At 39.7% G+C, this 12,010-nt stretch carries 6 protein-coding genes; 1 reads left to right on the top strand and 5 read right to left on the bottom strand.

The genetic code is table 11. The features are described 5' to 3' along the window. Positions 1 to 229: 229 nt before the first annotated feature. On the top strand, positions 230 to 2,518 hold the full coding sequence (locus L647_RS0122985) for a TonB-dependent receptor (RefSeq protein ID WP_024613069.1): 2,289 nt from the start codon (positions 230 to 232) through the stop codon (positions 2,516 to 2,518). 299 nt (positions 2,519 to 2,817) lie between these two features. On the opposite strand, the gene L647_RS0122975 is transcribed toward L647_RS0122985, so the two are convergent. The 5 genes from L647_RS0122975 to L647_RS0122955 form a co-directional block, all read right to left on the bottom strand. Beyond that, complete coding sequence (locus L647_RS0122975) at positions 2,818 to 4,746, bottom strand: CRTAC1 family protein (RefSeq protein ID WP_024594190.1); 1,929 nt, start codon at positions 4,744 to 4,746, stop codon at positions 2,818 to 2,820. A 12-nt stretch (positions 4,747 to 4,758) separates the two neighbouring features. Continuing rightward, the gene (locus L647_RS0122970) at positions 4,759 to 5,748 is read right to left on the bottom strand and encodes a family 16 glycosylhydrolase (RefSeq protein WP_029880596.1); all 990 of its coding nucleotides are present in this window, start codon (positions 5,746 to 5,748) and stop codon (positions 4,759 to 4,761) included. A 386-nt stretch (positions 5,749 to 6,134) separates the two neighbouring features. Then, positions 6,135 to 7,778 (bottom strand): hypothetical protein, encoded by a 1,644-nt coding sequence (locus L647_RS0122965; RefSeq protein ID WP_024594191.1) that lies wholly within the window; start codon positions 7,776 to 7,778, stop codon positions 6,135 to 6,137. A 112-nt stretch (positions 7,779 to 7,890) separates the two neighbouring features. Beyond that, the gene (locus L647_RS0122960) at positions 7,891 to 9,687 is read right to left on the bottom strand and encodes an Ig-like domain-containing protein (RefSeq protein ID WP_024594192.1); all 1,797 of its coding nucleotides are present in this window, start codon (positions 9,685 to 9,687) and stop codon (positions 7,891 to 7,893) included. A gap of 62 nt (positions 9,688 to 9,749) precedes the next feature. Continuing rightward, positions 9,750 to 12,010: TonB-dependent receptor (locus L647_RS0122955; protein ID WP_024613066.1), on the bottom strand; the 2,261-nt coding region annotated here is incomplete at its 5' end.

Raw genomic sequence — 12,010 nt, 5'->3', positions numbered from 1 at the left:
CTCAATATCACAAGCAACATTTAATAAACAAGTAATCAACATATTGCACTTGCAAACATCATATGTTTAAATTGTTAGAATGAATCATTCGTGATTATTTACACTTCTTGATTGCTTATAGCTTTATCGCAATTAAGAGTCGCTGTTTAATTAGCCTGATTCTAAATAACAGATACTGCCGTTGCATTATCTGCACACACAGTAATTATGAAGAAACGGAGTGGTTAAAATGCTTAAACACAGTAAATTGCATACAGCAATATTACTTGCATGTTGTTCTTTATCAGCTTTCACACACACTGCATATGCACAAGAAGAAACAACCGCAAAACAAGCTAAAAGCAATTCAGACGATTTTGAAGTTATTTTAGTGAGCGCACAAAAACGCGATCAAGCATTAAAAGAAGTTCCCTCTTCAATCGAAGTGCTAAGCGGTGATTTAATTCAAGAAATTGGTATAGATAATGGGTTTGATCTAGTCACCTACTTACCTGGTTTTGGCATTGATGACAGCAGTGAAATACGAACTACAACATTAAAAACACGTGGTATAGGCACTTTTACAAATTCAATTGGCTTACAGTCTTCAAACCTAGTCGTTATAGATGGTGAAGTATTACCTCGCCAATCAATGCTTAACTTACCTATTTCAGATGTACAGCGTGTAGAAGCAATGCGCGGCCCACAAGGGACTTTATTTGGCCAAAACACATCAACAGGCCTATTGCATTATGTAACTAAAAAGCCGCAACTAGATGACCGAGTTTCAGGCACGGTTAGAGCACAAGTTACTGAGTTTGATGGCACTGATTTTAGCGGCACCGTAAATGTACCACTTAACGAAAACTGGGCAGCTCGATTTAACGCACAATACAGTGATATTGATGGTTGGATAAAAAACACCATGCCTGGTGAAGAAGATTACACTATTGGCGCAAAAACAACGAAAGCTGGTCGCGGCCAACTTTTGTACGACAACGGTGAAGAGCTAAACGTACTATTTCGCTTAGAATATTCAGAGACAGACACAAATTGTTGTTCTCTTACTCGTTTAGGTGGAATAAACCCAGATTTTGGCCCTCGTCCAATCGTTAATGTAAAAGACGATGGCACTATTGAAGGCACAACCTATAACCGTGTAAATCCTGAGTCTACTTTTGAAGAAGCCGGCGGCCCGGTTACATCACGTAATGCAGAAGGTAACTTTGGTAGAACAGAAAATTTTGGCTTTTCAATATCGGCTGATTACTACCTAAATGATGAAATTACACTTAGCTATAATGGTAGCTACAGAGATTTTGATTTATATAACAGTTCAGCATTTTTTACTATTAATTTTCCTGTAGAGCGAACCGCTTTTGGTGGTAACGAATCGGTTGATGTTCTTCAACAAGAGTTTCGTATTTCGTCATTTAATAATGAAAAATTTGATTGGGTATTAGGTCTTTTTTACCATGATACCGACGGTCAGCGCTCTGAAATACGTGACGGTTGTATTGCAGGTAACCGTGGCTTTATTGAAGGCGGCGAATTAACAGGGTGTTATTCAAAGCAATCTACCGATGCTTTTTTAGCTAACTATGCAACTACTGGCGATGACGACCGCTCATTACTAACACCTTCTCGCTTACTAAATAGTGGTGATTTTACAACTGGTTTTGAAAACGTCGCTATTTTTGGACAACTTGAATACCAAATAACTGAGCAATTAGATGCTACTTTTGGTTTTAGATTATTACACGAAAAAAGTGATGCAACCTTTGCACGTACAGATTTGGCAACACCTTCTACAGGTGTTGGAATGGAAACATTCAATGAAGTATTAGAACTTGCTCAAACAGATCCATCGCTTATTTTACGCCAAGACGCGCCAACTAAATTTGATAACTCAGACACCGCATTTATATACAAAGCGGTTGTAGGTTATGACTTTACTGATGATATTCGCGGTTATGTGAATTATTCTACCGGCTATAAAGGGGCATCTTACTTTGTAACAACAAATACCGATCCTGCCGATGCAGACAACTTCCCTACCGATCCTGAAAACTCTTCAAACTTTGAAGTAGGTCTGCGTTCAGCTTATTTTGATAACGATTTACTGTTTAACTTTACGTACTTTGATATGAGAGTTGACGATTATCAAGTACGTGCCAGCCGTGTAATAGATGAAGAAAATAACATTATTTTTGCAGGCTATGTAAACGCAGCACAAGCACGTTCAACCGGTATTGAAGCCGATGTAGTGGTTAAAATATCAGATAAATTAAAGTGGTCGTTTAACTACGCTTATTTTGATGCTCGCTACGAGGACTTTGCTGATACACCTATAAACTGTCCTGCTGGTGATGGTGGTTTACTTGCTTCTCGTTGTACAACTGATTCAACAGGCCGTCAGAGCTTTGATCAAACGGGTTTATCTTTCCCTAATAATGCTGAGCAACAATTTTTAAGTACTATTTCATATAATACACAAATTGCTGATACAGGCTGGNGGCAGCCATACACAATCAATTAACGAACTTGCCTTTGGCGAATCAGCTAACCCATCGTCAAGCATTTGGGATGGTTACTTAAGCGTAAGCAAAGATAACTTACAGTTTAGTGTATTCATTAAAAACTTATTTGATAAGTCGTACACTACTCGCCAACGTATAAACTCTGAAGGTTTTGGGGAAGCATTCTACCCTCGTGACTGGAGTCGTTATGTGGGGGCAAGCGTTCAATATAGCTTTTAATACATAACGAAAACTGAATATAAAAAAATAGCGCTAATTAAGCGCTATTTTTCTATCTGCATTTTATTATTTAAATTACTTACAATGGCTCTTTTCTACCAACTAACTGCCCGTTAGCATCATTTATTACCGCATTGCTAATATCTACATGTTCATTATTACTCCAACGAACCGATACATTATTTATCTTTGTACACGTACCTAAACCAACGTGTAGCTTGCTGTTTTCGCTTTGTGAAAAGCCAGCACCTGTTGCGCCTACAACGCGTTTATAAGTTTGCCCACACGCTTTTATAGTCGCAGTAGCTCCCAATGCCGACACACCAGCGTTAGGTGAGTAACCAATATTAGTGACTAAAAAATTATGCTGCGCGTTTAAAGCTGTGTTGTTGGTAAATAAATGCCAACGGCCGCGCTCGTTTGAATAAATTAAGTCAAGGTCGCCGTCATTATCGTAATCAAAGGCCTGTGCGCTACCCCCTGTTGCTCCAAGCTCAGTTGAAATAACACCATGGTCTTGTAAAGTCTCAAAACCTTTACCTTGCTGATTTAAATACAGTAGCTGCTCGTTAGCTTTTGCCGGATTGCCATAACGTAATACAAATAAGTCACTCCAACCATCGTTGTTAAAATCCCCGGCTACAGCACTGGTTGTGGGTTCGCTAAGATTAATATTGAGTTTGGCTGTTGCATCAACAAATTTACCTTGCTGGTTTTCTAATAATACCGCTGGTAATGGCTCAAGCCCTTTTACTTTGGGTGAATTAGTCACTCTTTTAATAACACCCGCTGTAGGCGATTTAGTATCCCCCGCTACGCGCCAAGTATCGTTACCTAAGTAACCTATGTATAAACCTTTTTTATGTAGTTTTTTAGGCCAGCCAGCAGCTTGCTCTTTTGTTACCTGTACCGTACGTTCACTACCGCCATGCCCTTCGAGTGTTAAAGGCGCACTATTTTTGCCAATAAACACATTAAAATGGGGGTAAGCCATTTGGAGGTTTTCTATTTCAAAATTGCCTTCGATTTTAAAATCTTCAAATTTAAATGCTTCGTTACGAGTAAAAAAAGCAAAATTTTGAGATTGAGCGTCATAAAAAGTGTGTTGTTCAAATTGGTGTTTAGCGCGGGTTAAAAATAAATCAAAGTCACCGTCATTATCAAAGTCGATTTCGGTCATGCTGCTTACATGGCTAATATTGCGATTATTTCCTAGTACAGCCTTACTTTTATTTTTATAACCTAAATCAGATTTACTCTGCGCTGCAACAATGTCATCTCCACCGTAAAAAAATAAATCATTGTGCCCGTCATTATCAAAATCACTAACTAAGGCTTTATATCCAAGCCATTTTGCAGTAGGTAAGTAATCGACAAACTTAAATTGATTATGCCCTTCGTTTTTATATATATGATTAGCTCCCTTTTTTTGCTTTTTAAGTGGAAAAGCAGAGAGCATTAAATCTAAAGTGCCACTGTTATTACCATCAATTAATTTAACCGCACGTCCGCGTGTACGTTCAAAATCATCAAATGTTTCTCCACCTTCAACAGTACGGTCATGATTTATTTGAAACGATACAGGTAAACGCGGTTTTAGGCCTCCACCACCGCCTTGGGCTATTATTAAATCCATACGACCATCTAAGTCATAGTCAGCAACAGCCACGCCGTGTGTGTCGCCTTTAATAATTATCTGTGGTGCTGAAAAGGTATTGTTTTTGTTATTCCAAAAAATTTTTACTGCGTGGGTATGCTCAGTAATTAATACATCTTGATAGCCGTCTTTATCAAAGTCTGCAATCAACGCACTGTCCCATTTACGACGCGATAGTGGCTCAAAAGGTATGATATTGTGCGATTCGCTAAACATTAATTTATTACTGCTGTTGTCGCTTAGCGTTTCATTGCTTGCCCTTTGAGTGGTGTTACATCCATAAAGCAGAACACTTGTAGCGATCAGTGATAAACAAAATAACGTGTTTGCTGGCTTACTATTTTTTTTCATTTAACCCACTCCTTACTTAACTGACTGTAATGGTTTTTGTTGCCACACACGGATGTATTCAATTTCAAAGTCGACCACACCATCATCTTTTTTGCCCTCAGGGCTATTACGTTCAAGCTCTTCTTTACTTTTTGGTACGCCATGCCAAGGAAAAGTCTCCTGATCAAGCCANGTGGCTACGTAACCTTTATCAACCCCGCGATGCTCTTTTGCCCAGGCATCAGCTTGTTCTGCAGATACTTCGCTAAATAATTTACCGTCAACATAGTATTTAATTCCTTGGGCGCTCCAATCAATTCCATACACATGAAAGTCATCGGCTACTCTAAAACCTAAGTCTTTTCGTTCTGTGTAAGTGGGCTTGCCCATTACCTTTTTATTCCAATCGCGGATTGACCACCATAATTCACTGTCTATGTGATCTTTTTTAGGGTCGAGCGAATCGCCAAATAATTCAAAAAAATCAACTTCTAACTTTTCGCCCATCGACCAAAATGCACTGCTCACTTGCGCATCAGCGGCTTTGCTTTTAATTTCTATGTATCCGTACTGAAAAGACTTTCTGCCAATAAAGCATGCCGTTGTCAGGTTTTCGTATTTAAGTGCATCGCCAAACACGGGTTTATGTATTTTTTCTTCAAAAGGAAAGTCGGGTTCCCACCGTGTTTCTAGCTTTAGTTTGCCATTTTCTAGTCGGTAGTTATTACCCGAAAATTGCGAAGGTGCGCGGCCTTTCCATACTTTTTTATTTGGATTATCTGGATGCTTATAAATAGGTTTACCGTTTTCTATTTTACCCACAATGTACCAACGTTCTTCATCGATACTACTGGCTTCAAATTCATCACTTACTTGAGTGTTTAAAACCCACTCGCCTTCATTTTGGGGATCCGTTAGTGGCAGTAGTAACTCATTAGCCGAAGCGCTCTTACTACCAAAAAACATCAACATACTAAGAGCAATTACACTTATTGCTGGCTTTTTAATGTGTAAAGTATTCATATAAAATTTTGCATCCTATAAATCAGATTTTAAAATTAATGTTAGGGAATATTTAGGGCATGTTGATCTTTGTGGATTGAAATTTGTTCAATCTAGGGGCGATTAAATCGCGGCGCGAGGTTTGTAACCTAGTGGGCTAAGTAAAAACCGAGCAACAAAGAGTTAATCGTCCCTAGAAAGAACCCAAAGGGCAGCGCATGTTTGGTCTTTATGCTGCGTTATCGCCTATTTATGGGGAATAACCACACTGCATAGACTCTGCCTTGCCTAAAAACCAAACAGTCTGCTGCAAATTCACCCACCAAAGATCAACACGCCCTAATTACGAGTTCAAAACAAAAATCCCATAGCTAAACTAACTATGGGATTAAAATTAAACGGCGCAGTTATTTGGTAATAAAATCGGTGGCGCTTTTAATACTGCCACCATTTTGATTAGTTCCATCAATGGCATTTTCGCGATAAATAGTCGATCGATTACGCGTAATATCACCTGCATTAAGTCCTAATAATGAATAATCAAGTGTAGCGTCAGCTTGTATAGCAGCATTAATTTTAATGTTGTATCGACCGCCAAACTTTCTATAACGCTTTCTTAGTGTGTTATTGCTACCTTCATCTAAATCTTGTCCAGATGCTTGAGCTGGGGCTTCAATATCACCATCAACAGTAAGTAAAGGGTTGTCGTAACGCTTAACTAAGTCATTCCCTACATCACTTTGAGAATATGAAGACACTACTGCAATTGGTGCTATGGGTTGACCTAACCAACGAGCGCCTGAACCATCGCGAGGCAATTTAAACAACTGAAAATTACCGTTAGAGCCATTTGATGCAGTATCACGAATACCCTCTCGCGGTAAAAAGTAACTACCAGCTTTAGTGATATCTGACTTAAAGTTTTTATTACTAACAATGTGCTTTACCGTGCCGCCTATTTTAGTGTCAGTAAAATATCCACGCGTAAAACCTATGTCGTCCGTATCAGCCCATACCGGCGCACTGCCTGAGTCAGCCCAAATAACAAAAGTGCTATTTTTACCTTCAGTTGTGCCTTTAATTTCTATGTTTTCGTTTATTTTTGTATGCGGTTTTAAAAATATGGCTGCAAACCCACCTGTATTACTAATATCTTCTAATATAATGTTTCTGTATGCACCGATACGTGGACCAGCTCGGTTTAAGCGATCTGTTACTAAACCACTGCCAGGCTCTATGCGCACTGTAATACCACGCTCACCGCTTATATTTTTAAAGTATAAATCTTCGCCACTAAAAGGTTGAATAACGGCATACCCTGTTGCTATTTTTTCTCCACTGATGTCAGCTAAATAACCTTTTTTAGGTATGCGAGCATAACTTGAGTTAAATACAACATTGCGATTTATATTAGTACCACCAGCGTCAGTTTTAACACCTGGTTGGCCATTATCATCTGCGACTAAAAATATATTGGGTGTTTGCGAGAAGTTATCTTTTTGATGTAGACGAGAAATAGAGAAATTTTCGGCATAACCAACTCTCACCATCCGTTTATCCTGAAAAATAGTATTAGTATTTACATCAATAATAAAACGGTCATTTCGGGTCGCATTTGTTTTTGCACCCGTTGTGGTTATTTCAATATTTTCTGCTTTTGCTCCATTGCCGCCACTTTTACCAAAATCAAACAAAATATTTTGATTCATTTTTAAAATAGTATCGGGTTCTATTTCAAGGCGAACATTAGAGGGCATAACAATGCGATTTAAAGTATAAGTACCTTTTTTAATAACTACTACACCACTAACCGCTGATGCAGCATTGAGTGCATTTATAATTTTATTAGTACATTGACCTGGAGTAGATGCACTATTGCTAGTACCACATTGTCCCGTATTAGTGATTGTCGCTTCTACGGTATTAGTAATAGTATTTGTAAAATACCCTGCTTTATTACCAATTGAGTCTGCGTAAGCTGAACTAATTGATGCACTTAGTAAAAGAGTGCAAAACGTAACTTTCTTCTTTTGTGTGTGTGTGAATTTCATAGGTAATCCTATTTAACGTGTGAGTTATGTGCCTCAATCGGCACATCGTTGCTAAAATAGCCATTACTGAATAAATAGTAATAACAGCAATAACTAATATTTGGTCAAGCTGTTATTCACTTATAATATCGGTACGTGTAACTGCGTAATCGTCAATCAAGATTGAATCACCCGTTGGCAGTCCATACACTTCCCAAAGGGTAAACACATCGGTAATTGAGCTCCATGTAGCTGGAATAGCCCAGTCCCGTTGATTAGTTGAATCCTCTACAAACTCGATGTATTGCCACTGCGTAGTAGCTGCGAGTGCTGCGCTAAATAAGCCGGCTTCTGAGTAACGACCTGTAAATCCATTTGCATCCTCAGGTATGCCGTCATAAACCCACGGTACAACCACATGGCGTAACGTAACGGGTTCAACAGGCACTTGATTTAACTTAACCCACACGGCATAACGGTATGTTTTACCAACAGACTCAGCACCACGCCCATAGTTGGCGCTATACCAGTTGCGTTGTTTATTCCAAACTTGCTGAGTTGCAAAAGAGTACGGTGTATTCGCTTCACCTTGAGTAGCAGTACCCGCTGTAATTTCAAGCGATCGACCATTACCCGACACAGAGGTTGCCGATACGCTATAAGTGGCATTGCCTTTATAAGGTGCGCCTTCACCATTGAGGTTAAAGTCGGTGTTAAAGCCTGCTTCGTGTTCAGACACACCCGGCTCACACATTTGGTTATTAACGGTATTAACCGTAATACTTTTTTGCGAAATAAGTGATAAAGGTGTACTTGCTGTATCGCCATCAATAAGCTCAACCGTTACCGTATTTGGGCTGTCTATTGTTGTAGGTGCTTTAACGGCAAGTACTTCTCCAAAGCCGCTTTTTGCGGTTAAGCTTTTCGTAAATGAAACTTCATCGTTAAGTGTCCAATCAAAAGTATATTCGCCGCTTAACTCTGCGTTTAGTAAAGCCGGCTGTACTTCTACACCACTGGCCACACAGATTGGAACGTCCTTGTTACCTGAAGAAGCGCCTAACTCGTTTTTATCGTCGTTTGTTATTGCAAGACTAAAAGCACCTGTCACTGTAAGTGTGGCGCTTGCTGAAGCTTCGGGGTTATCAACACTTGTGGCTGTAATAGTCGTTTCACCGGTATTTTTAGCGCTAATAAGGCCATTTTCATCAATGGTTGCAATATCTTCATCTGCAATTGAATAAATAAGTGCGGGGTTACACGCGTAACTTGGTATCGCTGATGCGAATACACTTGCTTGACCACCAGCAGGGATTTCAATCGGCGATACATTTACCTCAGTTACAACATCATCAATCGCATTGACAGTTAATTGTAATGTACGTGTAGGCAGTGCGCCGCCCGCAGCAATAGCTGCACCATTATTGATAGAATATGTAATGTTATAAATAACTTGGCTCGGAAAGTCTAAGTTACCATCAGCAATAGGGTTACCATCGCCATCTAAAGCGCCTCTTATATCGGTTTGGTCGCATTGTCTTAATGCCGCCGAAAACGCATCGGTATTTACAACTAATTTAGTGCTATCACTTGATTGCGTGAAAGGTGAAATTCGGTGTGATGCAATAGTATTAGCACTTGTTTGTGGGGTAGTGAAATTATTATTAACCACAAACTCTAACTCACTTACGTTTATGGTTGCACCTGACTCAGAGGCTGGTTTACCGTCGATTGTTACGCCTTGCAGTAAATCAATTTCTTGAACTCCGGACTCTTCAATTAATGTGCTCGTGATCACTGCGGTATCGATTACAAGTGCTAAATCAGATTTAAACTGCGGATCATAACCTTCATCCGTTCCGCCGCACCCTGTTAATACTGAAAATATAACACTGCTAATTGCTGTTTTTATTAGTAAGTTATGTTTCATCTTACTCTCCAAATTTTGTAAGGCAGCGCGCCTAACGTGGCCCGCTGCTAATAGTTTCTCAATTAAAAGGTACCGCGAAGACCAACACGGAACTGACGACCTGTTTTCCAAACTGATGCTGTACGCGAAGTAGTTACACTGCCATCTTCAATTGCATTACCTTCATCAAGCACAACCTCTTGCGAGTTAGCTTCAAACGCATTACGACTAAATGAACTGGTGTAATAAATTCGGTTAGTTTCATCAGTTAAGTTAAGTGCCTGAAAAGTTAAGCTAAAGTTTTTATTAATTTTATAACTTGAGCTAAAGTCCAAACGATGGGTTGCCTCTTGCCATGTAGCGCCGCCAACTAAACCTCGGTTAACTAATTGATCCCCGGTGTAGCGACTCGCTAAACGTAATTGAATCCCTTTTTGTTCCCAATACAGTGTTGTATTTAGGGAATGCTTTGGAGTGAAAGGTTGTGGTAGTGGTTTTAAAAATATATCGGTATTACCTACCTGCTGACGATCAGATTCTGAATCTTGGTAGGTATAGTTCATGTTTAAACCTAAGCCACCCCAATAACTTGGTAAAAAGTCATAATTTTGGTTGTAACCTAGTTCAACACCTTTAATATCGGCGCCTTTACCATTGGTTACTGTGGTTACGTTTACAACGTCACATTCAATGCGCCATTGGTCAAAAAAGCCCGCGACTTGCCTAAGTGGCATACAATCTTCTTCGCCACCTGGTGCTCTATTCTCATCGTAATCAAGTAATAAATCGGCTGTTTGTAAATCGTATTCGGTCCTAACATCTTTGTAGTGATACGGAACAACCACCGTTTCTTCAAAGTCTTTCATATCTTTGTAAAAGAACGCAGCTGAAAGTAAACCTGAATCGCTAAAGTACCACTCATAAGACAAGTCGAGATTGGTTGATTTAAGCGGTTTTAAATTTGCATTACCTGCTGAGCCATTAGCAGAGTCCCATTGTTGCTCAAAAATTTGTGTACGTGGGTTTAATGAATCAAAACGAGGGCGCGTCATTGTTCTACTAACAGCAAAACGTGCAATCATTTCGTCGTTAACTGCATAATTTAAGTTTAAACTAGGTAAATAAGCGTCATGTCCGCCTTTTTTAGTTACCCATGCAACGCGGTCTTGTACTTCACGTCCGCTACCTTGTGTTCCTGTAAATGAAGTTGTTCTGTCTAAAAATGGCCAAATTTGTCCGTTACTTGCAAAGTGTGCCCATGCATTAGCTGACGTTGGAACTAAATTTCCGTTGCTGTCGTAAATTAAAGAAGGCAATGCATTGTTAGCTATAATGTTGCCATTTTCATCTACAAACACTTGCTGATTTACACCCAATCCTGTGTTGCCATCAGCCCCGGGAATTACAAATTGACCCGTTTGCGGATCAACAGGGAAAGTAGCTGGATTTGAGCGGTTATACGCATGAGTGATTTGCCATGCCCAACAATTTTGTAGCTCAGCATCGTTTGCTGGTGTGTAACGATGATCAGGCTGCCCCGTGTCAGATACCCCCATAACAGCTGCTGGGCAGGCATCTAAATTTGTATTTGCTAAACCACGCTCAACTAACAAATTATACGCATCAACCATTTGTGGAAAACGCGTATAGTTAATACCGCCTACGCCTGTTGCTGTTGTGTCATCTTTTACATACCTAAGGCCTAAGTTACCTGTTAGCTTGCCATCCATCAGCTCAAAGTTTGCTTTAAAATAAGCGGCTTTTGTTTCGGTTTCAATATTACGACTGCCTGTAATGGTTTCGCGTATACCTACTTCGCCTGCATCTTTACCTGAAACAATTTCAAGCGCTTTTTCGGCATCAAGTAACGGCCAGCCATTAAAAAACTGTGCAGAGCGATCTGATTGAATATCTTCACCAAAATTATCGTAAGGATAGGCACTATCAGCTACTATATCGGCTAAGCGAATTGTACCAAGCCCACGTACTTCAAACGCTTGATCAGGGTCTTCTAAATCTATTAAATCACTGCCATTTGTGGTTGCTCTATTTTGAATAGAGACATCTTTTTTACGATTTGACCACTTAACTCCAAATTCAAGCGATCTAATAAAGTCGCCATCAAGCGCATAGTCAAAATCAACAAAAAGCGACTTGTTTGTATCCGCTAATTTGTTTTTACGAAGCACTAAACTACCTAAGTGATTGTGCTCCATGTCATACGGATTAAAACGGCTGTATACCGCATTAGACGTACCATCAAAGGCATCAAATTCCCCTGGAGTAACGCCAGTTGAGTAACTACATTCTCCATTGCTGCCACAGTCGTAGCCAACCATTTCGT

The sequence above is a fragment of the Pseudoalteromonas sp. TB64 genome, assembly GCF_000498095.1.
Lineage (GTDB): Bacteria > Pseudomonadota > Gammaproteobacteria > Enterobacterales > Alteromonadaceae > Pseudoalteromonas.
Note: the sequence above shows the minus strand (reverse complement) of the source record. Positions and strands in the feature narration are given on the sequence as shown.

Excerpts from the sequence above, each read along its gene's own strand:
- L647_RS0122975 (WP_024594190.1), bottom strand. The coding sequence starts at position 4,746 with ATGAAAAAAAATAGTAAGCCAGCAAACACGTTATTTTGTTTATCACTG.
- L647_RS0122965 (WP_024594191.1), bottom strand. The coding sequence starts at position 7,778 with ATGAAATTCACACACACACAAAAGAAGAAAGTTACGTTTTGCACTCTT.
- L647_RS0122960 (WP_024594192.1), bottom strand. The coding sequence starts at position 9,687 with ATGAAACATAACTTACTAATAAAAACAGCAATTAGCAGTGTTATATTT.